We start from the raw sequence: 21785 nt of genomic DNA, 5'->3' as shown, positions 1-21785 counted from the left end.
ATTAGCGCCGACATCGATACAAGTAGGAGCGGCTAAATTGAATAAGCTGTGAGCGAAGCCTAGATTTAGGCTGAGCTACGAGTGCTCTCACAGCTGGCGTTCCCCCCGCATGGATCCCGTGCCAGCGCCGCTGTGTTGCAGGAAGGTTTATTCAGTGCCGACAAAACCAGCTGGCACCTTGTACCGCGGCCGTGAAGGCATGTGGTCCTGGGTTGGACACCGTATTACCGGTGTAGTGATCTTTTTCTTCTTGTTGGTCCATGTGCTGGACACCTCATTGGTGCGTGTGTCCCCGGAGGCCTACACGGCCGTCATCGGCGCCTACAAGAACCCCCTTATGGCCCTGGGCGAAACGGGCCTTGTCGCAGCAATCGTCTTCCACGCATTCAATGGCCTGCGCGTCATCGCCATCGACTTCTGGAAGAAGGGTGCCAAGTACCAGCGCCAGATGCTGTGGACCGTCCTGGTGCTGTGGCTGATCGTCTTCGGCGCCTTCGCCATCCGCCACCTGTCCCTCGCATTGGGAGGCCACTAAGCCATGACTACTGACATCCAGAGCCCGCGCAGCGGGAAAGTCGGCAGTGGAAAGATCGCTCCGAAGTACCGCCGCGGCGCCGGTTCCAAAGGCAACTTCGAGATGTTCGCATGGCTCTTCATGCGGCTCTCGGGCGTAGTCCTCGTTGTGCTGATCTTCGGCCACCTGTTCGTGAACCTCATGGTCGGCGAAGGCATCCACGGCATCGACTTCGGTTTCGTCGCCGGCAAGTGGGCCGATCCGTTCTGGCAGTTCTGGGACCTGGCCATGCTGTGGCTCGCCATGCTGCACGGCACCAACGGCGTCCGCACCATCATCAACGACTACGCCGAAAAGGACGCCACCCGCTTCTGGCTCAAGGTAGTCCTTTACGCTGCGACCGTGGTCATCGTCATCCTCGGCACCCTGGTGATCTTCACCTTCAACCCGTGCCCCGTCGCCAACGGCGTCCAGCTGCCCGGCGGCTTCTGCCCGGCCCCGTAGCGGCTCCGCCGCGCCCCCGGCCCTGGCCAACGGGGCGCAAACCCGCGGAGCAGGCTCCGCCGACCATCTGACTTAGAGAGAAAGAGCATCTGGTATGCAGGTCCATAAGTACGACGTCGTTATTGTCGGTGCCGGCGGCGCCGGCATGCGCGCCGCGATCGAATCCGGTCAGCGCGCACGCACCGCAGTACTGACCAAGCTCTACCCCACCCGTTCCCACACCGGCGCAGCCCAGGGCGGCATGTGTGCAGCTTTGGCCAACGTCGAAGAGGACAACTGGGAGTGGCACACATTCGACACCATCAAGGGTGGCGACTACCTCGTTGACCAGGACGCGGCCGAAGTCATGGCGAAGGAAGCCATCGACGCCGTGCTGGACCTGGAAAAAATGGGGCTGCCCTTCAACCGCACGCCCGAAGGCCGCATCGACCAGCGTCGATTCGGCGGCCACACGCGTGACCACGGCAAGGCTCCGGTCCGCCGCGCCTGCTACGCGGCAGACCGCACGGGCCACATGATCCTGCAGACGCTGTACCAAAACTGCGTCAAGCACAACGTTGAGTTCTACAACGAGTACTACGTCCTGGACCTGCTGCTCGTCGAAGAGGACGCAGTCCGCGAAGACGGGACGCCGTACAAGCAGAAGCGCGTTGCCGGGGTTGTTTCCTACGATCTGGCTTCCGGCGAACTGCATGTCTTCCAGGCCAAGTCCGTGGTCTTCGCTTCCGGCGGAGCGGGCAAGGTCTTCAAGACGACGTCCAACGCACACACCCTGACGGGCGACGGCATGGGCATCGCGTTCCGCCGGGGCATCCCGCTGGAAGACATGGAGTTCTTCCAGTTCCACCCGACCGGCCTGGCGGGCTTGGGCATCCTCCTGACGGAAGGCGCGCGTGGCGAAGGTGCCATCCTGCGCAACTCGGAAGGTGAGCGCTTCATGGAGCGCTACGCCCCCACCATCAAGGACCTCGCTCCCCGTGACATCGTGGCCCGTGCCATGGCCAACGAAGTCCGCGAAGGTCGCGGTTGCGGCCCGAACAAGGACTACGTCCTCCTGGACCTGACCCACCTGGAACCGGCCCACATCGAGGCCAAGCTTCCAGACATCACTGAGTTCGCCCGCACCTACCTTGGCGTGGAACCGTTCACGGAGCCCGTCCCGGTATTCCCGACCGCGCACTACGCCATGGGCGGTATCCCGACGAACATCGCCACAGAGGTCCTGCAGGACAACGACACGGTCGTCCCCGGCCTGTTCGCGGCCGGCGAGGTCGCCTGCGTTTCGGTGCATGGCTCCAACCGCCTGGGCACCAACTCCCTCCTGGACATCAACGTCTTTGGAAAGCGCGCCGGCGTGGCTGCCGCGGAATACTCCAAGACGGCGGACTTCGTCGAACTGCCGGAGGATCCCGAGGCCTTCACCCGTTCCATGCTGACCAGCCTGCTGGACGGCACCGGAACGGAACGCGTCGCCCAGATCCGCAAGGAACTGCAGGACACCATGGATGCCAACATGCAGGTGTTCCGCACCAGGGAATCCCTGGAGCGGGTGCTCAACGACATCGCTGACTTCGAAGCGCGCTACAGGAACGTGGCTGTCCAGGACAAGGGCAAGCGCTTCAACCTGGATCTGCTGGAAGCCGTGGAACTGGGCTTCCTCCTCGACATGGCCAAGGTCATGACGGTCGGTGCGCTGCACCGCGAAGAGTCCCGCGGCGGCCACTACCGCGAGGACTTCCCGGACCGCGACGACGTCAAGTTCATGAAGCACTCCATGGCTTACAAGGACAACGCGGTCACCGCCGCATCGTCAGCCGAATCCGTAGCGGGCATCCGTCTTGAGACCAAGCCCGTCATCTTTACCCGTTACGAGCCAATGGAGCGTAAGTACTAATGACTGCCGAAATGGCTGAGCCGGCCTCAAAGATCGAGCTTCCTGCAGGCGTCGGCGGAGGCGGGGAAATCCCCACCTTCAACATCACCCTGCGCGTTCGCCGCTACAACCCGGAGATCTCCGAAGAGGCCGTCTGGCAAGACCACCAGCTGACCATGTACGGCACGGACCGCGTGCTGGACGCCTTGCACAAGGTCAAGTGGGAGATCGACGGCACGCTGTCCTTCCGCCGCTCCTGCGCACACGGCGTGTGCGGCTCCGATGCAATGCGCATCAACGGCCGCAACCGCCTCGCCTGCAAGACCCTGCTGAAGGACCTGGACACGACCAAGCCCATCACTGTCGAGCCGATCAAGGGCCTCCCCGTGGAGAAGGACCTGATCGTGGACATGGAACCGTTCTTCCAGTCCTTCCGCGAGGTCATGCCGTTCCTCATCAACAAGGGCCACGAGCCCACCAAGGAACGCCTGCAGTCCGTGGAGGACCGTGAGCGCTTCGATGACACCACCAAGTGCATCCTTTGCGCCGCGTGCACCTCGTCGTGCCCGGTGTTCTGGACGGACGGCCAGTACTTCGGTCCCGCAGCAATCGTGAACGCACACCGGTTTATCTTCGATTCACGTGACGATGCCGGCGACATGCGCCTGGAGATCCTCAACGACAAAGAAGGCGTGTGGCGCTGCCGCACCACCTTCAACTGCTCGGAGGCTTGCCCTCGCGGCATCCAGGTGACCCAGGCAATCGCCGAGGTCAAGCAGGCCATCCTGGCCCGCAAGATCTAGTCCCGGAATTCCAGAACGACGACGACGGCGCCCTCACCAAGGGGGCGCCGTCGTCGTCTGCGGTGGTAGGCAACAGTGCGGTGGTAGGCAACAGCGCGGTGGTAGGTGACAGTGCGGTGGAACGCAATTGTTCAGTGGAAGGCGAGTAAGTGACCACATCCATGAAGGTGAGTTTCGAAGGCACCACGGGCGAAATGCTCTCCGGGATGCTGGACGTTCCTGACGGACCCGTGCGCGGCTGGGGCGTCTTCTCCCACGGCTTCACGCTGGGGAAGGACAGTCCCGCTGCCTCCCGGATATGCAAAGGCCTGGCTTCGGAAGGAGTCGGGATGCTTCGATTCGACAACGTCGGCCTGGGCGGCTCGGGCGGCGAATGGTCGCAGGGCTCGTTCAGCCACAAGGTGGCCGACACCGTGCGCGCTACCGAGTTCATGCGCGCGGAGGGACGCACCGTTTCCTTGCTCGTGGGACATTCCTTCGGCGGAGCCGCAGTCCTCGCCGCAGCACGGAACATCCCTGACCTTCGCGCGGTGGCCACTGTCGGTGCTCCGTTCTCCCCCAAGCATGTTGAGCACGTCTTCGATTCCGCGATGGACAAGATCCTCAACGAAGGAAGCGCCGAGGTGGACCTCGGTGGCAAGCGTGTGGAGATCCGCCGCCACTTCGTGGAGGACCTCCAAAACGCCGATCTCAGCGATTGCATCCGCACCCTGCACAAGCCGCTCATGGTGCTCCACTCCCCCACGGACAACACCGTGGGGATCGAAAATGCCAGCACTATCTTCCAGACGGCCAGGCACCCCCGCAGCTTCGTTTCGATCGAGGGCAGCGACCACCTGTTGACCGGCAAAGGACAAGCCGCGCGAGTGGCTAGGATCATCTCTGCTTGGGCGGACCAATACCTGGGTGGCTAGTGCGAGGTACCCAAACCGTCGGGAGTGTGCCGGCTCGTGAACGGCCGCGGCTGGACGGGCCGCGAGCCAAGGGTCTTGTGCTGCTTTGCGGCGGAGCGCTGATCCGCCTCGCGAACGGCTGACCAGGCCCCGGTGATCAAGTACACCTGGCTCACCAGGTTAAACCACACCAGAAGGCCGATGATGATGGCGAACGACGCCAGGATGGGGTTCCGGCCGGCATTCGCCAGCAGTTGCGTGCTGAAAATCTGGAGGACCGTCGTTCCGATTCCCGCAAGCACAGTGCCTTCAATGAACGCCCGCCGCTCAAGCCTCAAGCGGCCGGCGAAACGGAACATGATGGCGGCCGTTGCCCAGTTCAGCACGAGCGGCACAGCGGTCCGGACCAGCCACGTGACGGGTTGGCCAACAGCTTCCGGCACACCGAGGCGGTCGATGATCCATCCGGCAGCCGTGCCGAACACAAGTGACGCACCCGCGCTGCCGACGAGGGCGACGCCAAGCAGCAGGAGGGTACCGGCGTCGTAAGCCTTGGTGAGGATGGGGTTTTCCTGGACCGGGTCCAAGGCGAAAACTCCCCGCAGGCCTTCCCGGACGCCGGAAATCCAACCCAAGGCCGTAAATACTGTGACAGCCGCCGCGATGACCGCGGTCCAACCCAGCCCCGAAGGGTTAAGCAACTCGTGGGGATCCACTAGCCCGCTGCCTCCGTCGACCTTCAGCAGGCCGGGAGCCACAGTAGCCACGCTGGAGACAATGGAGTCCACCAGTTTCGGTTCCCCGCTGAGGACCAGCCCGGTGATGGCAAATCCGGTGGTCAACAGGCCGGTGACGGAAAAGAACATCGTGAACCCGATGCCTGCGCTCATGAGCGGGCCGTGGCGCAGGTTATAGAGGTTGAAAGCGCGCATCGGCCTGAATGAGTTCAACCGGGCAAGGGCAAGGTTGATGTACGCGGGGAGCTTCGAACCGCCACTGCCCGAACGGCGCGCTTTGCCCCATTCGACTTGCCGCTGGATGAGCTGCAGCCTCAGCTGCGCACCATCAGTCGGCAGGGGTGGCTTCGCTGCCTGCCGCTGGTCGTTCCGCCGTGGGTGATTGCGCTGTGTCTGATTGCCCTGCGTCTGATTGCCCTGTGTCGCCGCCAAAGTCCAGCTCTTCCCGTAGCTGCCAGATACCATTGCTGTCGTGCTCGTAAAGTCCCATGCTAACCACAGGGAAGGTTGCGGTGTAGTTCTTGAGGACTGTTTCGGCCTCGTCGAGGCTCTCGGGAGCGACGTCGTGCGCCACCGTCACGTGCGGATGGTAGGGGAAAGGAAGCTCCCGTTCGAGCGGTCCGCTCTGCAGTTGCTCGTGCAGGCCGACGCACTCTTCGAAGCCGTCCTCGACGTTCAGGAAGACCACGGGAGAGACAGGCCGGAAGGATCCCGTGCCGGAAATGGTGATGGTGAACGGCGCCTGGCGCCGGGCTATGTCACGGACGTGCTTCCGCGCGGCCTCCCAATCGCGGGCTGGAGTAGTGGTCACCAGCGTGATGTGCGCGGGGATCACCCCGGCCATTGGATCACCGAAGGAAGCGCGCCACTCCTGCAATTCACGGGCTATCTCCGGCGGAAATCCCAAGATGATGCCCACGCACATGCTTTCGTCAGCGGCCTGCGCTGCGTTGCACGCCTGCGGGGTCCTGCCCGCAGTGGCTGGCTGGCTCCCGGCTCCGTCCCGGCGGGAATCAGGGGCCTGGCCGGCTCCCCTTGAACGGGAGCCGGCTTGGACGCTGAGCTTGCCGGCAGCGCACATGCCTTAGCGGATTCCTTGTGGTCCGCCGTAAGGCAAAAAGCCTACCTTGGCATAGACATCGGCCAGGGTTGCCGAAGCGATTTCGCGGGCCTTGTCCGCTCCGTGGGCCAGGAGCCTGTCCAACTCGGCCGGATCCGCCAAGAGCTCATTGGCACGGTCCCTGATGGGCCCGAGGTGGCTGGCAACAAGTTCCGCGAGGTCCACCTTCAAGTGGCCGTACATCTTGCCCTGGTAGTCGGCGACGATCTTGTCCACCGGCAGGCCGCTGATGGACGAATAGATGCTTAGCAAGTTGGACACACCAGGTTTGGCTTCACGGTCGAAGCGGATTTCCGTTTCGGTATCCGTGACCGCCGACTTGATGCGCTTCGCGGTGACCTTGGGGTCGTCCAACAGGTTGATCAGGCCCGCCGGTGATTCCGCCGACTTGGACATCTTGGCCGTCGGGTTCTGGAGATCGTAGATCTTTGCCGATTCCTTCTGGATGAAGGCTTCCGGTACTTGGAAGGTCTCGCCGTAGCGGCTGTTGAAACGCTGGGCGAGATCGCGGCTGAGTTCAATGTGCTGCCGCTGGTCTTCACCCACCGGTACCCCATGAGGCTGGTACAGGAGGATATCCGCCGCCTGCAGGATGGGGTAAGTGAAGAGTCCGACGCTGGCGTGATCCGAGCCGTGTTGCAAGGACTTGTCCTTGAACTGGATCATGCGCGAGGCCTCGCCAAAGCCCGTAATGCAGCCCAGCACCCAGGCGAGCTGCGCGTGTTCAGGGACCTGGGACTGGACGAACAGGGTGCACTTGTTGACGTCAACGCCGCCGGCAATGTACTGCGCCGCAGTGACGCGCGTTCGCCGGGCCAATTCCGCGGGGTCCTGCGGGACGGTGATCGCGTGCAGGTCCGGGATGAAGAAAATGGCGTCGTACTCGTCCTGCATGCGGACCCAGTTGACCAGCGCACCCAGGTAATTACCGAGGTGCAGTGAGTCGGCGGAGGGCTGCATGCCGGACAAAACGCGGTGCTTGGCGCCGACGGCAAGTTTGGTGGAGGTGCCCATGGTTGGGGCCGTGGCGGTTTCAGTCGTGGGGGAACTGGTCATGAGGACAACTTTCGAGAGCTTAGAGCCGGTAGTCGACTACCAGCGGGGCGTGGTCGGAGAAGCGGGTGTCCCACGAAGGCGCCCGGTCGACGACGGCGGAAAATGCCGAAGCCGCTAGTCCGGGAGTAGCCATGTGGTAGTCGATGCGCCAGCCTGTATCTGTATCAAAGGCCTTACCGCGCTGAGACCACCACGTGTAGGGGCCATCGACATTTCCTGCCAGGCCCCTGTGGACATCCCTCCATCCGATCTCGTCGCCGAAGAAGCGGTCGAAGTACGCCCGCTCCTCAGGAAGGAAGCCCGCACGCTTGGTGTTGCCCTTCCAGTTCTTGATGTCGAGCTCTGTGTGGCCCACATTGAGGTCGCCCACCACCAAGGCGTGGTCGCTGTGCTTGGCGAGTTCGGGAAGCCTCGTGCTCATCACGTCAAGGAAGCGGTACTTGTCCACCTGCTTGGGAGTGTCCACCTCGCCGGAATGCACGTAGGCGCTCACCACAGTCAAAGTGGTGTCCGCGCCGTTGATCGATTTCACGGCGTAATCGGCTTCGACCCAGCGTCCGGTGGTGGCGAAGTAATCGTCGCCGATGCCGATGCGGGTCGCGGTCGGTTCCTGGCGGGAAGCAATGGCCACTCCGGCGCGGCCCTTCGCTTCGGCTTCGGCATGGAGGATGTGCCAGCCCTCGCCGATCAGCTGTTGGACGACGTCGTCAGGCGCACGGACTTCCTGCAAGCACAGGATGTCGACGTCGCGCGGTTCCAGCCACTCCGCCATCCCCTTTTTGTAGGCGGCACGGATGCCGTTGACGTTGACCGTTGCGATGCGAAGGAAATCCTTCTTCAATGCCGAACTCACCCCGCCTACTCTAGTCGATGATGGTGCCCGAAACGGGCTCGTCGTTTCCGCCGGATGACTTGATCATGTCCCGGGCGTTGCTGGCAGTGATGGCGATGGTCTCCAAGGCACGGTTGATGGTGTCCTGGTCCGCGGAGGCTCCCTTGGCACGCTCGTCTTCAACGACGCGGATCTGGACCTGCACGATCTTGAACGAATGGTCGAGCTTGAGGTCGCGCATCTCGTCCGCACCGCTCCGTTCAGCCACCACCCGGGTGCCGCCCCGGTCCGCGCTCGACGCCGACGGCGCCCGGCCGGTTGCCGCGCTGAACGCGTTCCTCGCTTCGTTGAGCTTCTCCCCCGCGCGCTTGGCCGCCCGCTGGATGCTGAACACCACAAAGGCGGCGAGGGCGAGCCATCCAAACGACACGACGGCGACAATCCAGCCGACGACGTCGTTCTGGTTCGCGGCGAAGATCACGGCCACCAGGAAGGCGATGAGCACTACCGTCATGCCCAGGCCGCCGATGCGGAATCCTTTGAAAGGGCGCCTTGCGGAAGCCGACGAGTTGACAGATGACGTGGAGTCGCCGAGAGAGTGCATGTACCCATTCTCGCAAACTCCCGGAGCCCGTCCCGACGCTTCCACCCCGGGCGAACAGCCGGCTCCGCTATTTCAGGAAGAGCTTCCGCAACCGCCCGGTGGTGAGCATGATTCCAAGGACGATCATCACGAGGTAGTAGGCCACGTGCACGGCCGTGGCGGGGCTGAAGGAGCCGATGCTGATCTGGCGGAGGAGCTCCACCCCGTGCCACAAGGGCATCGCCTGGATGAGCCACTGAATGTACTGCGGGTAGACGCTCAGCGGGTAGAACGTGGCGCTGAACAGGAACATCGGCAAGAGGAAGAAGTTGATCCAGTCCATTTGTTGGAACGTCTTCATGAAGCTCGTGATCCCCATCCCGAAGCTCGCGAATCCGAAGGCGATCAGCACGGACGCAGGAATGATGAGGATTGCCCACACCGTGGTGACAAGTCCCATGACGGCCATGACTGCCGTGAAACCTGTCGCGTACAAGAGTCCACGCAGGAGGGCGAGGAAGATCTCACCGATCGCCACATCGAGCGGCCCGAGGGAGGTGTACAGCATCCCTTGGTACAGCTTGGCGAAATTCATCTTGAAGAAGACGTTCCAGGTGGAGTCATAGATCGCGCCGTTCATGGCGGATACCGCCAGCAGGGCGGGCGCGATGTAGGCCGCGTAGCTGATTTGCTGCCCGCCGGGACCCGTCACGCTGCCGACGATCGGTCCAAGCCCGACGCCCATGGAGATCAAATACAGGACGGGTTCGAAGAACCCTGAGACCAGGACCAGCCACGTACTGCTCTTCGCCGCCATGAGCCCGCGGGCCACCACGGCCAGCGCATTGCGTGAGTACAGCGGGCCGAAGGTACGTTCGCGGGCGGCCTCCGTGGCACTGCGGGTTTCGGCACGTCCTTCGGACAGCGCGCTCATGCTCCCATCCTCCTGACAAACCGGCGCCGGGTCAGTGTCCACCCCGCGGCAGCCGTTCCCAGGAGAAATACCACATGGACCAGGGTGAGAACCGGGCCTTCTTCCAAGCCGTAGGTAAAGACCCGGCCCAGCTGTGTGCCATGCCACACCGGGGAGATCCAGCCAATCCAGCGAACCGCGAGTGGCAGCGAATCCAAGGGGAAGAAGGTGCCCGAAAACAGGAACAGGGGCACCACGATGAACCTTTGGACCAGCGCGAACTGGCCGGAGTCCTTCGTGATGCTTGAGGCGTACGCCATGAGGGGCAATCCGAAGGACAGCCCCGCCACTGTGGCCACTAGTGCCGACACCCATCCCCACGGGCTCGGCGATGCTCCGAACATGGCCACGATGCCGAAGTAGATGGCCGATTGCAGCAGGAACTTCAAGGCGCTGGCCATGATGTGACCGGCCGCGATTTGTTGCGGGACGAGCGGCGAGGCGTGGGGGCCATAGAAAACCCTGCGCCATTTGAAGCCGTCCATGATCGGGTAGGAGAAGTCCCCGGACGCCGTCATGACCGCGGAAGACACCAACAAAGCGGGAGCGATGAACGTCAGGTAGTTCACCCCGCCGAACGCGGCCAGGTTGTTGGCATCCACGAGGCTCGCCAGGCCGATCCCCATCGCGAAGAGGTATGCAACGGGCTGGCACACGCTGTAGAGGAAAACAGACCAGCCGTAGCCACGCATCACCCGCAGGACCTGTTCCGCATAGTAGAACGATCCCCATCGTCGCGCCCGGCCGGCCGACACCTCCGGCGCGTGTGCCCGCAAAATCCCTGCCGCCGTCGGGAGCTGGCTATCCGTCATGGACCCTCCTCAACTCCCGGCCCTAGTCAACAAGGCTCCGCCCAGTCAGCCGCAGGAAGACATCTTCCAGCGAGGATCGCCGCACCAGGGAGGTCAATGGCCGCAGGCGTCGCGCCGAAACTTGTTCGAGCGCCGCTTCGCCGTTGTCCGCGTAAATGAGCACGCGGTCCGGCAGGGTCTCTACCCGTTCGCCGATGCCTCCAAGTTCAGCCCCGATGCTCGCGTTGCGCTCCGAGCCGAAACGGAGCTCCAGGACTTCGCGCGTGGAGTATTCGCGGATCAGGCTGGAAGGTGAACCTTCGGCCATGATCTTGCCCTTGTCCACCACGATCAGGCGGTCGCAGAGCTGTTCCGCTTCGTCCATGTAATGGGTGGTGAGGATGAGGGTGACGCCCTGCTCCTTGAGCCGGAACAAACGATCCCACAGGATATGCCGGGCTTGCGGATCCAGCCCCGTGGTTGGCTCGTCGAGGAGCAGGATCTTGGGTTCGTTGATCAGCGAGCGGGCGATCGTCAGCCGGCGCTTCATCCCGCCGGAGAGGGCATCCACCCGGGACTTCGCCTTGTCACTCAATTGGGCGAATTCCAGCAGTTCATCGGCCTTGGGACGCAAGTAGCTCAAGGGCAAGCCGAAGTAACGGCCGTACACAATCAGGTTCTCCCGGACTTTCAATTCCTCGTCCAGGTTGTCCTGCTGGGGCACGACGCCCAGGTGGGCACGGACTTCGGGACCGTGGGCTTCGGGATCCAGGCCCATAATGCTGAGCTTCCCGGACGTCCGCTGGGACACCCCGCCGATCATTTTCATGGTGGTCGACTTGCCGGCGCCGTTGGGACCCAGCAGGCCAAAGGACTCCCCCGCCGGAACCTCGAACGAGATGGCGTCGACGGCAGTGAGGTCACCATAGGTTTTGGTGAGTTTTTCGGCTGTGATGACTGCGGATGGGTTCATCTGGGAGCTGCTTGGTGTGGCGAAAGAGCGGGTGGCTTCATTGTGCACCCACAGCACACTAGTTGAGCCCGGGAATACCTGAAAGAGCCATTGCACAATTTTCTGGAGAAACTCCGCGAGCCAGCAAAAACTCACGCCTCCGTGTGAGCTCGCAACACCTCGAGGCGTTGGCGGTACTCGGTTTCGTCGATTTCACCGCGCGCATAGCGTTCCCGCAAGACGCCTTCCGCGCCCTGGGTGGCTGCCCATTGGCGGTTCCGGCGCCACATCCTGCGTCCAAAGAAGACGAAGAATCCGACGACCAGGATCCAGAACAGCGGGAACACGAGGAAGAACGGCCAGAAGGCAAAGCCGTTCCCGTGGGCGACAGTGTCGGCGGGCAAGTGGGCTGCCGCGGCCGCGATGGTGGTGCTCAGTGATGTCAACATGTCTCGTCCAAACTCTCAACAGGCCGTATCTCGGCTCGTGGTTCCAGTCTGGTTTTCGGGGTGGATCGCGGCGTCTGCCCCAGGGAGTCTCTTGCCCGCCACCGCTTACTCCCGCGGGAGGCCCGGACGCGGAGCTAGCTACTCCAGCCCGGACGGACGAGGCCCGATTCATAGGCCAGGACCACCAATTGCGCCCGGTCCCGGACAAGGAGTTTGGTCATGATGCGGGAAACGTGCGTTTTTGCCGTCAGGGGCGTGATGAACAAACGCTCGGCGATCTCGGCGTTGTTCAAGCCTTCGCCCACCAGGGCCAGGACTTCGCGTTCCCGCTCGGTGATCTGGTCCAGCCGAACCGCCGGCGATGCAGCCTTGCTGTGCAGGGCGAGCTGGGCCATGATGCGACGCGTCACCGAGGGCGAAAGGAGGGCGTCGCCGTCGTGCACCACCCGCACGGCACGGATCAGCTCCTCCGGTTCGGTGTCTTTGACGAGGAAGCCGGCAGCACCCGCGCGCACCGCCTCCGCGATGTATTCGTCCAGTTCGAACGTGGTCAGGATGATGATGCGTGTGTGCGCAAGCCGGGGGCTCGACAGGATCTGACGGGTCGCGGCCAATCCGTCGCCGTCCGGCATGCGGATGTCCATCAGTATTACGTCCGGTGCCTCGCGTTCGGCCAGGCGGACTGCGTCCTTGCCCGTGCCTGCTTCGGCCACCACTTCCATGTCCGGTTCGGCGTCCAGCAAGGCACGGAATCCGGCGCGGATGAGGGTCTGGTCGTCGGCGAGCAGCAGGCGGATCATGGCTCTCCTTCCGCGGGGTTGAGCGGGAGGCTTGCCTCGACGCGCAATCCGGGATCGAGGGGCACCAGGACGAGGGTTCCGCCGAGGGCCTCGACGCGCTCACGCATGCCCCTGAGGCCATTTCCCGGGGGTGCGCCTTGCATGCCTGTTCCGTCGTCGTCGACCCTCACCTTGAGCGCGGTCCCGTCGTGGTGGAGGAGTACGACGGCGGACGCCGCACCGGAGTGCCTGCGCACGTTGCTGAGCGCTTCCTGGACCACGCGGTAAGCCGTTTCCTGCTGCGGGGTTGCGACGAGCAGGGTCCCTTCCAAGCCTTCAAAGCGCACGTCCAAGCCGCTGCGCCGGGCATCCTCCACGAGCTGGGCAATCCGTGCGAGGCTCGGTGGGGCCGCAGGGACCAGAGGGGCGTCGTCGCGAAGCACGCCAAGAAGCTGCCGGACTTCGGCCAGCGAATCCTTGCTCGCCGCCTTGATCGCTTCAAGGGCCGGGCGGAGCTTCTCGGGATCGTCCTTCCCCACGTGGAGTGCCACGGAGGCCTGGACGTTGATCATCGACAAGGAGTGGGCCACGACGTCGTGGATGTCCCGGGCCAGCGTGAGCCGGTATTCGTCCCTTTCGGCCTGTTTGGCGGCCTCGCTCCGGCGGCGGTATTCGGCGATGCGTTCGCGCCGCCGTCGGAATCCTTCGCCTATCAGCACCAGGATCGCGGCCCAGGCGACAACGGCCGAGGACCGCACGAGCCCGGCCTCGTCGCCCACGGCGATGGACCAGAGGACGACCGCGGCCGCAACGACTCCCGCCCCCAGCCACGCTTGCCACCGGAGGCCGGCCGCGGCGGTCAGGATGATCGACAACGCGGGCGAGAGGGCGATCGGACCCCAGGCGTAGCCGAGGAACAGGTAGAGGGCTGTGACTGCCAGGGTGGCCGGCAGCATGACCACGGGCCTGGCTTTGCGGAAGGCCAGGGCGGCCGGTCCGGCGAGCAACAGCAGGAAAGCCAAGGGATCCAGGTGTCTCGCGGCCGATTGGTGGCTCGCGGAGAAGACCGTTCCCATGACCTGGACGAACGCCACCGCAATCACGATGAAACTCGTCGGAGGACCGTGGAAACGCCGCTGCATGCTCCGAGCCTAGCGGCGGCGGGCTGCGGCGTCGTCGGTTTAACGGTGTAGGGCGCCTACTCCCGCAGGAGTAAGAGCCCTACACCGTGAATTCGAAGCCTAGGCGATGCCGGCCTGGCGTTCAGCCGTTTCCACCACGTTCGCGAGCAGCATGGCGCGCGTCATCGGGCCGACGCCACCTGGGTTGGGCGACAGCCACGAGGCGACGCCGGCAACGGCGGGATCCACGTCACCGGTGACAACAGCCTTGCCGTTCCCGTCGTCGACGCGGCTCACACCGACGTCGAGCACGATCGCGCCCGGCTTGAGGTCTTCGGCCTTGATCATGTGCGGCACACCGGCCGCGGCAATCACGACGTCGGCCAGCTTGAGTTCGGCGGGCAGGTCCACCGTGCCGGTGTGGGCCAGGGTGACGGTCGCGTTGACGTCCTTGCGGGTGAGCAGGAGGCCAATCGGACGACCGATGGTGACGCCGCGGCCCACCACGAGGACGCGCTTGCCCTTGAGTTCGATTCCGTGCCTGCGCAGCAGCTCCACGCAGCCTTTGGGCGTACAGGGCAGCGGAGACTTCATCTCGCCGCCGACGTTCGCCACCAAGCGGCCAAGGTTCATGGGGTGGAGGCCGTCGGCGTCCTTTTCCGGATCCATGGCCTCAAGGATCGCGTCCTGGTCAATGTGCTTGGGCAGGGGAAGCTGGACGATGTATCCGGTGCATTCCGGGTTCTCGTTAAGCTCGCGGACCACTTCGAGGAGGGCCTCCTGGCTGATGTCCTCGGGCAGGTCGCGCCGGATGGACGTGATACCCACTTCGGCGCAGTCCTTGTGCTTTCCGCCGACGTACCACGTGCTTCCGGGATCCGAACCGACCAGGATCGTACCGAGTCCGGGCGTTACTCCTTTGGCGCGCAGGGCGGAGACGCGTTCGGTCAATTCGGACTTGATGGCGGCGGCGGTAGCCTTGCCGTCAAGAACCTGCGCGGTGGACTGTGCTGTCATTGGCCTACCACTGCTCGTGCTGCGGGTACAGCGGGAAGTCGGCGGCAAGCTTGTCGACGCGGGCCTGCAGTGCCTCGACGTCGGTAGCGGAACCGGACTTCAGCGCCGAGGCGATGATCTCGGCAACCTCGGTGAACTCGGCTGCGCCGAAGCCACGGGTTGCGAGGGCCGGGGTACCGATGCGCAGGCCGGAGGTGACCATCGGCGGGCGGGGGTCGAACGGAACGGCGTTGCGGTTGACCGTGATGCCCACGGAGTGCAGGAGGTCTTCGGCTTGCTGTCCGTCGAGCTGCGAGTTGCGGAGGTCAACGAGGACCAAGTGCACATCGGTACCGCCGGTGAGGACGGAGACGCCTGCTTCGGCAACGTCGGCCTGGTTGAGGCGGTCGGCGATAATCTTGGCGCCTTCGAGGACACGCTCCTGGCGCTCCTTGAACTCCTCGCCCGCTGCGATCTTGAACGCGACAGCCTTGGCTGCGATGACGTGCATGAGGGGGCCGCCCTGCTGGCCCGGGAAGACGTTGGAGTTGAGCTTCTTGGCCCACTCTTCCTTGGCGAGGATCACGCCGGAGCGGGGTCCGGAAAGCGTCTTGTGCACGGTGGAGGTGACGACGTCGGAGTGCGGCACCGGGCTCGGGTGCAGGCCTGCTGCCACGAGTCCGGCGAAGTGCGCCATGTCCGTCCAGAGCAGCGCGCCGACTTCGTCGGCGATGGAGCGGAAGGCGGCGAAGTCGAGGTGGCGCGGGTAGGCGGACCAACCGGCGATGATGACCTGGGGCTTCTCGGCGATTGCCTGCTCGCGGAGCTTGTCCATGTCCACGCGGAAGGTGTCTTCTTCGACCTGGTACGCGGCGACCTTGTACAGCTTGCCGGAGAAGTTCAGCTTCATGCCGTGGGTGAGGTGGCCACCGTGGGCCAGGGACAGGCCGAGGATCTTGTCGCCCGGGTTGATGAGGGCGGAGAGGGCCGCGGCGTTGGCCTGCGCGCCGGAGTGCGGCTGGACGTTGGCGTATTCGGCGCCGAAGAGTGCCTTGACCCGGTCGATGGCAAGCTGCTCGGCAACGTCCACATATTCGCAGCCACCGTAGTAGCGCTTGCCCGGGTAGCCTTCGGCGTACTTGTTCGTGAGGACGGAGCCCTGCGCTTCCATGACGGCGCGGGGAGCGAAGTTCTCGGAGGCGATCATTTCCAGGGTGCCGCGCTGGCGGCCGAGTTCCTGTTCCAGAACCGCTGCGATCTCGGGGTCGAGTTCTGACAGCGGCTGGTTGCTGATGGTCGCGGAGGTGATGGTGGTTGCAGTCACGAAGATCTCCTGGATAGGCAACGGGTACTTCTACAGGTCAGGCTACCGGCTGGGATTTTTCCATGCCCTTTGGTTACGAGGCATGGCACAGCAACGGTAAGACGTGACCCTCGGCCCAGGCGTACGATCCGTGGTCTTCATCAGTGCCGCTCCCTGGTGGTACACCACCCAACGCCAGTCGCGACGCCTTAAACAGTACAGCAGGTCGGCAACGGTAGGCTTGGCGTGTGACTGATTCCACCCTGCCTACGTCTTATGTTGTAACCCTGTCCTGCCCGGACCGGCCCGGAATTGTGCACGCCGTCGCGGGCGCCCTGCTCGAAGCGGGTTGCAACATCGCCGACTCCCAGCAGTACGGCAGCCCGAGCACCGGGAACTTCTTCATGCGGGTGGAAGCCACGACGTCGTCGAGCCAAGAAGAGCTGCGGGGAGCATTGGCACCCGTGGCGCAAGCATTCGGAATGACCTGGGAAATCAACCCCGCGGCAGGGAAAGTGCGCACGCTGATCCTTGGTTCGAAGGACGGGCACTGCCTCAACGACCTCCTTTTCCAGCAACGCTCCGGCACCCTGCCCATCGAGGTTCCGGCCATCGTGTCCAACCACAGGGACCTGGAAGGCCTTGCCGACTTCTACGGCATCCCCTTCCACCACATCCCGGTCACCGCGGAAACGAAGCCCGAGGCGGAAGGGAAACTCCTCGAACTGATCCGCGAGCACGGCGTCGAACTGACCGTGTTGGCACGCTACATGCAGGTCCTGTCCAACGATCTCTGCACCGAACTCAGCGGCAAAGCCATCAACATCCACCACTCCTTCCTGCCCTCCTTCAAGGGCGCCAAGCCGTACCACCAGGCACATGCGCGCGGCGTGAAGATCATTGGCGCCACGGCGCACTACGTCACGGCCGACCTGGATGAGGGTCCGATCATCGAGCAGGAAGTCATCCGGGTGGACCATGCCCGCACGGCCGAGCAGTTCGTGCAGATGGGCCGGGATGTCGAAGGCCGGACCCTCGCGAAGGCAGTGCAATGGCACGCTGAGCATCGCGTCCTGTTGGATGGCACCCGCACGGTGGTCTTCAACTAGGCGGCTCCGCCAAACTACGCTGGGTCAATGGAAGGCATTCCAGGGGCGCAGCCGGTGCGGCGCCGTGAATGGTTCATCCGCCTCCTCAAGGAGGAGCACCGCCATGCGTTGTTCGAGCTTGGTTGCGGCACGGGCATCGAGGGCGTGGAATTCGTGCGCGCGGGGCTGCACTATACCGGCGTCGACCTCTCCGAGGAGAGCATCTCTGAGGCCCGGGCCAAGCGGCTTGACGCCACAGTGGCGAGCGGCCGGGACCTGCCGTTTCCCGACGACGCGTTTCCGGCTGCCTGGACCATGAACACACTGCTTCATGTCCCCGACAGCGGGATCCACGACGTCGTCGGAGAACTTGTGCGGGTCACCGCGCCAGGTGCGCCGATCGCCGTCGGGCTCTGGTCCGGTGAAGATGAAGAGGTACTCAACCCCGAGGACCTGGACGAGCCGCGGCGGTTCTTCAGCCTCCGCAGCGACGACACCGTACGGCGGATCTTTGGCGAACACGGCCTCGTGGAACATTTTGAGACCTGGCCCGAGGAGGCGGGAGCCGGAAACCGGCACTACCAGTTCCTGGTCCTGCGGACGCCAGACAATGGATGACCTGCGGTCATCTGCCCTACGCGTGTTTTAGGCTTGCCCCATGGCTCCCATTCACACTTTTGCCGGGGACACCCCGGTCATCCATGACTCAGCGTTCGTCGCGCCGACGGCGTCCATCATCGGCAAGGCCACGCTCGGCGAAGGCGCCAGCGCGTTCTACGGAGTGTCCGTCCGTGCCGACACCGCGGCGATCAGCGTCGGTGCCGGCTCGAACCTGCAGGACAACGTGGTCCTCCACGCGGATCCCGGCTTCCCGTGCACGGTCGGCGAGCGCGTCAGCGTCGGACACTCCGCCGTCGTGCACGGCTGCACCGTGGAGGACGACTGCCTCATCGGCATGAGCGCGACCATCCTGAACGGGGCCGTGATCGGTACGGGCTCGCTCGTGGCGGCAGGCGCCGTCGTGCTTGAAGGGACCGTCATTCCGCCGCGCTCGCTCGTGGCCGGAGTTCCCGCCAAGGTGCGCCGCGAGCTGAGCGAGGAAGAGTTCGACGGCGTCAAGCGCAACGCCGCACACTACCGCGAGCTCGCCGCGGCGCACCGGGAAATGCACGCGGAGTAGCGCAAGGAGAACGTCAGTCCAGGCTGATCGGCCCCAGCTCGTCCAGGAGCTCGCCCGGGCCGGGGTTGCCCGGGACCGATGATCCGCCGAGGTGGTTCACGACGCCCCAGACGGCGTTGAGTCCCGTGGTGACTGCGCCTTCTGCCCAGCCGGCGGTGAAGGAGACGTCGTCGCCGGCGAGGAAGATGCCGCGCTGGCCCTCGGGGAGCTTGTCCTGCTTGAAGTGGGTGAACAGGCGCTGTTGGTAACGGTAGTGCCCGGGCAGGTTGGCCTTGAAGGCACCCATGAAGTTGGGATCGGCCTCCCAGGACACCGTGATCGGTTGGCCGATGATGTGGCTCGCGATGTCCACGCCGGGGTAGATCTGTTCGAGCGAATGCAACATGAGCTTGACGCGTTCTTCGGCGCTGAGTGCGAGCCACTTCAGGGCGTCGTCGTTCCAGGTGTAGGAGAGCAGGATGACGGCGGGCTTGTCCGGGCCGTCGTCGAGCAGGTAGCTCGCGCGGTTGAGGCGGTCCGTCAGGGTCATGGACAGCACCTCGCGTCCCGTTTCGGGGTCGATGTCCTTCCAGAACGGCCGGTCCACCATGACAAAGGTCTTGGAGGACTGCATGTAGTGTGAACGTTCGATCGCTGTCCACAGCTCGGCGGGGAAGAGCGCTTCTTCTGTGTGGATACGGGTTGAGAGCAGCCAGGACTGGCACGTCGTCACGACGGCCGGGTACCCGGTTTCGCGGCCCCAGCGCTCACGCACAAGGAGGTCGCCATTCTCGCCGCGTTGGATGCGGTCCACGGCTCCGCGCGGCGATCCGGAGTGGAGGGACGCCAGCGACGTGCCTTCGGGCCAGTGCGCCATGCCCGACGGCGCGTGGTTCCAGAGTGCCTCCGGTAGCCGCTGCGCTCCCCCGGTAATGAGCCGGTGCTGGTCGTCGGCGTCGGTGTAGACAACGCGGAGGATTTCGAGGATGGAGTTGGGGAAATCGGTGTCCCAGCCGCCGGTGCCGAAGCCGACCTGTCCGAATGCTTCGCGGTGCGCGAAGCCGGCTTTCTTGAAGGACTCGCTGGCGGCGATGAAGCCGTAGAAGGTCTGTTCGTCCAGCTTCGGGAGGAGTTCGTTCCACAATTCCTTGATGCGGGCGGTGTCGCGGGCACGGATTGCTTCCTGCATTTCCTGGAATGCCGCGCCGTCGTTGACGGCTGCTTTCCACGCTGCAGCGACTTCGTGGAAGAACTCGGGGAGTTCCGCCGCGGTGGCGGCGTAGTGCTTCTCTCCTGCCAGTTCGATCACGGTGCTCGACGTTGCCGGAGCGAGCGGGTTCGGAAATTCCCGGGTGTCGAGGCCGAGGAGGTCCACATAGTGGTAGAAGGCCTTCCCCGAAACCGGGAAGCGCATGCCGCCAAGGTCCGCTACGACTCCGGGCGCGGAGGGGAAGCCCGCGGTGCGCAGCCGTCCGCCAATCTGGTCTGCTTCGTAGACAACCGGGCGGAGGCCGAGCTTCATCAGCTCATAGGCGGTGACAAGTCCCGAAAGGCCGGCGCCGATGACGGCGACTTCGGTTCCGTACAGTTCCGGCGGCACCACGGCGAGGCCGTCCGGGTGGGCCAGGTAGTGGTCGTAGCTGAACGGGAAGTCCGGGTTCAGCATGGTGATGGGAGCCTCGGACGGCGTCGCCTGGTCCGCTCCCCTTTCGAGGGTGTGTTCCGCGGGCAATTCGGTGGCGATGGTCATGAAAGTTCTGCCTTCACAGTTTCCGGGTCGGTGACCCTTGCGGATAGTTCACGGTATTCCTGTTCTGGCAGGGCCGCTACTTTGGAATTCCGGCGTCCATAGCCGAAGTACAGGGCGATCCCCACGAGCATCCAGCCGCCGAACACCACCCAGGTGTCGGTGCCCAGGTTGGCCATGAGGTAGGCACACATGAGCGTGCCGAGAATCGGGGTGGCCGGGTACAGCGGCACCCGGAAGCTCCGCTTGAGGGCCGGTTGGTTGCGCCGGAGGTAGATGACGGCGACGTTGACGAGTGCGAAGGCGAAGAGCGTGCCGATGCTGGTGGCGTCGGCGAGCGCACCGAGCGGGACCAGGCCCGCGGTGAGCGCGACGGCGGTGCCCACGATGAGCGTTCCGGCGACGGGAGTGCCGGTCCGGCGGGAGACGCGTCCGAAGACCCGGGGCACGAGTCCGTCACGGGACATGGACATCAGGATGCGGGTCTGGCCGTACAGCACGGTCAACACGATGCTGGCGATGGCGAGCACGGCTCCCACCGAGAAGACGAGCGCAATCCACGGCTGGTGGGTGGTTTCTTCGAGGATCTGGACGAGGGCGGCTTCCGTGCCGCCGAACCAGCCCCAGGGACGGGCACCGATGGCCGCGACGGCAACCAGGACATAGATGCTGGTCACGATCACCATGGACAGCAGGATGGCGCGGGGCAGGTCGCGCTTGGGGTTGCGCGCTTCTTCGCCTGCCGTGGAGGCGGCGTCGAAGCCAATGTACGAGAAGAACACGCGGGATGCGGCGGCCGAGACTCCGGCGGCACCCATCGGCATGAGGGGATCGAAGTTTCCGGCGTTGAATGCCGTAAAGGCCACTGCGCAGAAGAAGAGCAGGATGACGATCTTGACGGTGACGATCGCGGTGTTGATCCATGCGCTCTCGCGTGCTCCGCGCACCAGCAGGACCATGGCAAGGACCACAATGACCATGGCCGGGATGTTGACGACGCCGCCACTGCCGGGCGGTTGCGACATCGCGTCCGGCAGCACCTGGCCGAAGGCGGCGAGGGTTTCGTTGACGTACTGCCCCGCGCCGACCGCCACGGCGGCCACAGATACCGCGTATTCGAGGACGAGGCACCAGCCGCAGATCCAGGCCATGCCTTCGCCCATGGTCGCGTAGGAGTACGAGTAGCTTGAACCGGAGACGGGCACCAAGCCGGCCATTTCGGCGTAGGAGACCGCGGACAGCAGCGCCGCGAGGCCGGCCACGACGAACGATATCCACACAGCCGGGCCGGCCAAGGGAACGGATTCGCCCAGGATCACCAGGATGCCGGTGCCCAACGTGGCGCCGACGCTGATCATCGTGAGCTGCAGGACTCCGAAGCTGCGGACCAGCGGAGTACCGCCTTCGCCGCTGCCGGATTCGCTGACCATTTGTCCGATCGGTTTGCGCCGCAGCAGTTGGGCTCCGAGCCCCGGACGGCTGGCAGCCCGGGTGTCATGCGTTGCTTCGGTT

At 64.3% G+C, this 21785-nt stretch carries 23 protein-coding genes and 1 riboswitch; of the genes, 8 read left to right on the top strand and 15 right to left on the bottom strand.

Features of this window, described 5'->3' with window-relative positions:
- Nucleotides 1–199: 199 nt before the first annotated feature.
- From sdhC to ABCW42_RS05865, 5 genes are all read left to right on the top strand, one after another.
- Nucleotides 200–535 (top strand): succinate dehydrogenase, cytochrome b556 subunit, encoded by a 336-nt coding sequence (gene sdhC / locus ABCW42_RS05885; protein WP_423184814.1) that lies wholly within the window; start codon nt 200–202, stop codon nt 533–535.
- Between the two features lie 3 nt (nt 536–538).
- On the top strand, nt 539–1018 hold the full coding sequence (locus ABCW42_RS05880; RefSeq protein WP_133204148.1) for a succinate dehydrogenase hydrophobic membrane anchor subunit: 480 nt from the start codon (nt 539–541) through the stop codon (nt 1016–1018).
- 94 nt (nt 1019–1112) lie between these two features.
- Nucleotides 1113–2912, top strand: a complete 1800-nt coding sequence (gene sdhA / locus ABCW42_RS05875) for a succinate dehydrogenase flavoprotein subunit (RefSeq protein ID WP_423183973.1) — start codon at nt 1113–1115, stop codon at nt 2910–2912.
- The gene (locus ABCW42_RS05870) at nt 2912–3694 is read left to right on the top strand and encodes a succinate dehydrogenase iron-sulfur subunit (RefSeq protein ID WP_423183972.1); all 783 of its coding nucleotides are present in this window, start codon (nt 2912–2914) and stop codon (nt 3692–3694) included. The genes sdhA and ABCW42_RS05870 overlap by 1 nt, the downstream gene beginning before the upstream one ends.
- Nucleotides 3695–3843: 149 nt before the next feature.
- The gene (locus ABCW42_RS05865) at nt 3844–4608 is read left to right on the top strand and encodes an alpha/beta hydrolase family protein (protein ID WP_423183971.1); all 765 of its coding nucleotides are present in this window, start codon (nt 3844–3846) and stop codon (nt 4606–4608) included.
- Here ABCW42_RS05865 and ABCW42_RS05860 read toward each other — a convergent pair.
- The 13 genes from ABCW42_RS05860 to glyA all read right to left on the bottom strand — a co-directional run bounded on the left by ABCW42_RS05860 (nt 4605) and on the right by glyA (nt 16300).
- Nucleotides 4605–5519 carry a YihY/virulence factor BrkB family protein gene (locus tag ABCW42_RS05860; RefSeq protein ID WP_423183970.1) on the bottom strand — a complete coding sequence of 305 codons (915 nt, stop codon included), beginning with the start codon at nt 5517–5519 and terminating at the stop codon, nt 4605–4607. The two genes, ABCW42_RS05865 and ABCW42_RS05860, sit on opposite strands and share 4 nt — an antisense overlap.
- A gap of 133 nt (nt 5520–5652) precedes the next feature.
- On the bottom strand, nt 5653–6405 hold the full coding sequence (locus ABCW42_RS05855) for a 2'-5' RNA ligase family protein (protein ID WP_423183969.1): 753 nt from the start codon (nt 6403–6405) through the stop codon (nt 5653–5655).
- A 3-nt stretch (nt 6406–6408) separates the two neighbouring features.
- The gene (gene trpS / locus ABCW42_RS05850) at nt 6409–7500 is read right to left on the bottom strand and encodes a tryptophan--tRNA ligase (RefSeq protein ID WP_423183968.1); all 1092 of its coding nucleotides are present in this window, start codon (nt 7498–7500) and stop codon (nt 6409–6411) included.
- 19 nt (nt 7501–7519) lie between these two features.
- Nucleotides 7520–8353 carry an exodeoxyribonuclease III gene (locus tag ABCW42_RS05845; RefSeq protein ID WP_423183967.1) on the bottom strand — a complete coding sequence of 278 codons (834 nt, stop codon included), beginning with the start codon at nt 8351–8353 and terminating at the stop codon, nt 7520–7522.
- Between the two features lie 10 nt (nt 8354–8363).
- Nucleotides 8364–8936, bottom strand: coding sequence for a hypothetical protein (locus tag ABCW42_RS05840; protein WP_423183966.1), 573 nt, complete (start codon nt 8934–8936; stop codon nt 8364–8366).
- Nucleotides 8937–9003: 67 nt separating this feature from the next.
- Nucleotides 9004–9849: an ABC transporter permease gene (locus ABCW42_RS05835; protein WP_423183965.1), complete on the bottom strand. Its 846-nt coding sequence runs from the start codon at nt 9847–9849 to the stop codon at nt 9004–9006.
- Nucleotides 9846–10700 carry an ABC transporter permease gene (locus ABCW42_RS05830; protein WP_423183964.1) on the bottom strand — a complete coding sequence of 285 codons (855 nt, stop codon included), beginning with the start codon at nt 10698–10700 and terminating at the stop codon, nt 9846–9848. Before ABCW42_RS05830 ends, ABCW42_RS05835 begins: the two co-directional genes overlap by 4 nt.
- Before the next feature lie 22 nt (nt 10701–10722).
- Nucleotides 10723–11652, bottom strand: a complete 930-nt coding sequence (locus ABCW42_RS05825) for an ABC transporter ATP-binding protein (RefSeq protein ID WP_423183963.1) — start codon at nt 11650–11652, stop codon at nt 10723–10725.
- A 131-nt stretch (nt 11653–11783) separates the two neighbouring features.
- Complete coding sequence (locus ABCW42_RS05820; RefSeq protein ID WP_423183962.1) at nt 11784–12080, bottom strand: SHOCT domain-containing protein; 297 nt, start codon at nt 12078–12080, stop codon at nt 11784–11786.
- A 134-nt stretch (nt 12081–12214) separates the two neighbouring features.
- Nucleotides 12215–12880 carry a response regulator gene (locus ABCW42_RS05815; protein WP_423183961.1) on the bottom strand — a complete coding sequence of 222 codons (666 nt, stop codon included), beginning with the start codon at nt 12878–12880 and terminating at the stop codon, nt 12215–12217.
- Nucleotides 12877–14001: a sensor histidine kinase gene (locus ABCW42_RS05810; protein ID WP_423183960.1), complete on the bottom strand. Its 1125-nt coding sequence runs from the start codon at nt 13999–14001 to the stop codon at nt 12877–12879. The genes ABCW42_RS05815 and ABCW42_RS05810 overlap by 4 nt, the downstream gene beginning before the upstream one ends.
- 99 nt (nt 14002–14100) lie before the next feature.
- Nucleotides 14101–14997, bottom strand: a complete 897-nt coding sequence (locus tag ABCW42_RS05805; RefSeq protein ID WP_423183959.1) for a bifunctional methylenetetrahydrofolate dehydrogenase/methenyltetrahydrofolate cyclohydrolase — start codon at nt 14995–14997, stop codon at nt 14101–14103.
- A gap of 4 nt (nt 14998–15001) precedes the next feature.
- Entirely contained in the window at nt 15002–16300 is a 1299-nt protein-coding gene (gene glyA / locus ABCW42_RS05800; protein ID WP_423183958.1) for a serine hydroxymethyltransferase, read from the bottom strand.
- Between the two features lie 106 nt (nt 16301–16406).
- Nucleotides 16407–16492, bottom strand: a riboswitch (ZMP/ZTP riboswitch).
- A 35-nt stretch (nt 16493–16527) separates the two neighbouring features.
- Between glyA and purU the strand changes: the two genes are divergently transcribed.
- The 3 genes from purU to ABCW42_RS05785 are packed head-to-tail and all read left to right on the top strand — an operon-like array spanning nt 16528 to nt 18547.
- Complete coding sequence (gene purU, locus ABCW42_RS05795; RefSeq protein WP_423183957.1) at nt 16528–17388, top strand: formyltetrahydrofolate deformylase; 861 nt, start codon at nt 16528–16530, stop codon at nt 17386–17388.
- 27 nt (nt 17389–17415) lie between these two features.
- A complete protein-coding gene (locus tag ABCW42_RS05790) occupies nt 17416–17985 on the top strand; it encodes a class I SAM-dependent methyltransferase (protein WP_423183956.1) in 570 nt (189 codons plus the stop codon).
- A 40-nt stretch (nt 17986–18025) separates the two neighbouring features.
- Nucleotides 18026–18547 (top strand): gamma carbonic anhydrase family protein, encoded by a 522-nt coding sequence (locus ABCW42_RS05785; RefSeq protein WP_423183955.1) that lies wholly within the window; start codon nt 18026–18028, stop codon nt 18545–18547.
- 13 nt (nt 18548–18560) lie between these two features.
- On the opposite strand, the gene ABCW42_RS05780 is transcribed toward ABCW42_RS05785, so the two are convergent.
- On the bottom strand, nt 18561–20276 hold the full coding sequence (locus tag ABCW42_RS05780) for a flavin monoamine oxidase family protein (RefSeq protein ID WP_423183954.1): 1716 nt from the start codon (nt 20274–20276) through the stop codon (nt 18561–18563).
- Nucleotides 20273–21703, bottom strand: coding sequence for an amino acid permease (locus ABCW42_RS05775; protein WP_423184813.1), 1431 nt, complete (start codon nt 21701–21703; stop codon nt 20273–20275). The genes ABCW42_RS05780 and ABCW42_RS05775 overlap by 4 nt, the downstream gene beginning before the upstream one ends.
- Between the last annotated feature and the right edge of the window lie 82 nt (nt 21704–21785).

This window comes from Arthrobacter sp. NyZ413, from assembly GCF_049390645.1.
GTDB lineage: Bacteria > Actinomycetota > Actinomycetes > Actinomycetales > Micrococcaceae > Arthrobacter.
Note: the sequence above shows the minus strand (reverse complement) of the source record. Positions and strands in the feature narration are given on the sequence as shown.

Coding starts and splice junctions, on each gene's coding strand:
- sdhC (WP_423184814.1), top strand. CDS start 200: ATGTGGTCCTGGGTTGGACACCGTATTACCGGTGTAGTGATCTTTTTC.
- ABCW42_RS05880 (WP_133204148.1), top strand. CDS start 539: ATGACTACTGACATCCAGAGCCCGCGCAGCGGGAAAGTCGGCAGTGGA.
- sdhA (WP_423183973.1), top strand. CDS start 1,113: ATGCAGGTCCATAAGTACGACGTCGTTATTGTCGGTGCCGGCGGCGCC.
- ABCW42_RS05870 (WP_423183972.1), top strand. CDS start 2,912: ATGACTGCCGAAATGGCTGAGCCGGCCTCAAAGATCGAGCTTCCTGCA.
- ABCW42_RS05860 (WP_423183970.1), bottom strand. CDS start 5,519: ATGCGCGCTTTCAACCTCTATAACCTGCGCCACGGCCCGCTCATGAGC.
- ABCW42_RS05855 (WP_423183969.1), bottom strand. CDS start 6,405: ATGTGCGCTGCCGGCAAGCTCAGCGTCCAAGCCGGCTCCCGTTCAAGG.
- trpS (WP_423183968.1), bottom strand. CDS start 7,500: ATGACCAGTTCCCCCACGACTGAAACCGCCACGGCCCCAACCATGGGC.
- ABCW42_RS05840 (WP_423183966.1), bottom strand. CDS start 8,936: ATGCACTCTCTCGGCGACTCCACGTCATCTGTCAACTCGTCGGCTTCC.
- ABCW42_RS05835 (WP_423183965.1), bottom strand. CDS start 9,849: ATGAGCGCGCTGTCCGAAGGACGTGCCGAAACCCGCAGTGCCACGGAG.
- ABCW42_RS05830 (WP_423183964.1), bottom strand. CDS start 10,700: ATGACGGATAGCCAGCTCCCGACGGCGGCAGGGATTTTGCGGGCACAC.
- ABCW42_RS05825 (WP_423183963.1), bottom strand. CDS start 11,652: ATGAACCCATCCGCAGTCATCACAGCCGAAAAACTCACCAAAACCTAT.
- ABCW42_RS05820 (WP_423183962.1), bottom strand. CDS start 12,080: ATGTTGACATCACTGAGCACCACCATCGCGGCCGCGGCAGCCCACTTG.
- ABCW42_RS05815 (WP_423183961.1), bottom strand. CDS start 12,880: ATGATCCGCCTGCTGCTCGCCGACGACCAGACCCTCATCCGCGCCGGA.
- ABCW42_RS05810 (WP_423183960.1), bottom strand. CDS start 14,001: ATGCAGCGGCGTTTCCACGGTCCTCCGACGAGTTTCATCGTGATTGCG.
- ABCW42_RS05805 (WP_423183959.1), bottom strand. CDS start 14,997: ATGACAGCACAGTCCACCGCGCAGGTTCTTGACGGCAAGGCTACCGCC.
- ABCW42_RS05790 (WP_423183956.1), top strand. CDS start 17,416: ATGGAAGGCATTCCAGGGGCGCAGCCGGTGCGGCGCCGTGAATGGTTC.
- ABCW42_RS05785 (WP_423183955.1), top strand. CDS start 18,026: ATGGCTCCCATTCACACTTTTGCCGGGGACACCCCGGTCATCCATGAC.
- ABCW42_RS05780 (WP_423183954.1), bottom strand. CDS start 20,276: ATGACCATCGCCACCGAATTGCCCGCGGAACACACCCTCGAAAGGGGA.
- ABCW42_RS05775 (WP_423184813.1), bottom strand. CDS start 21,703: ATGGTCAGCGAATCCGGCAGCGGCGAAGGCGGTACTCCGCTGGTCCGC.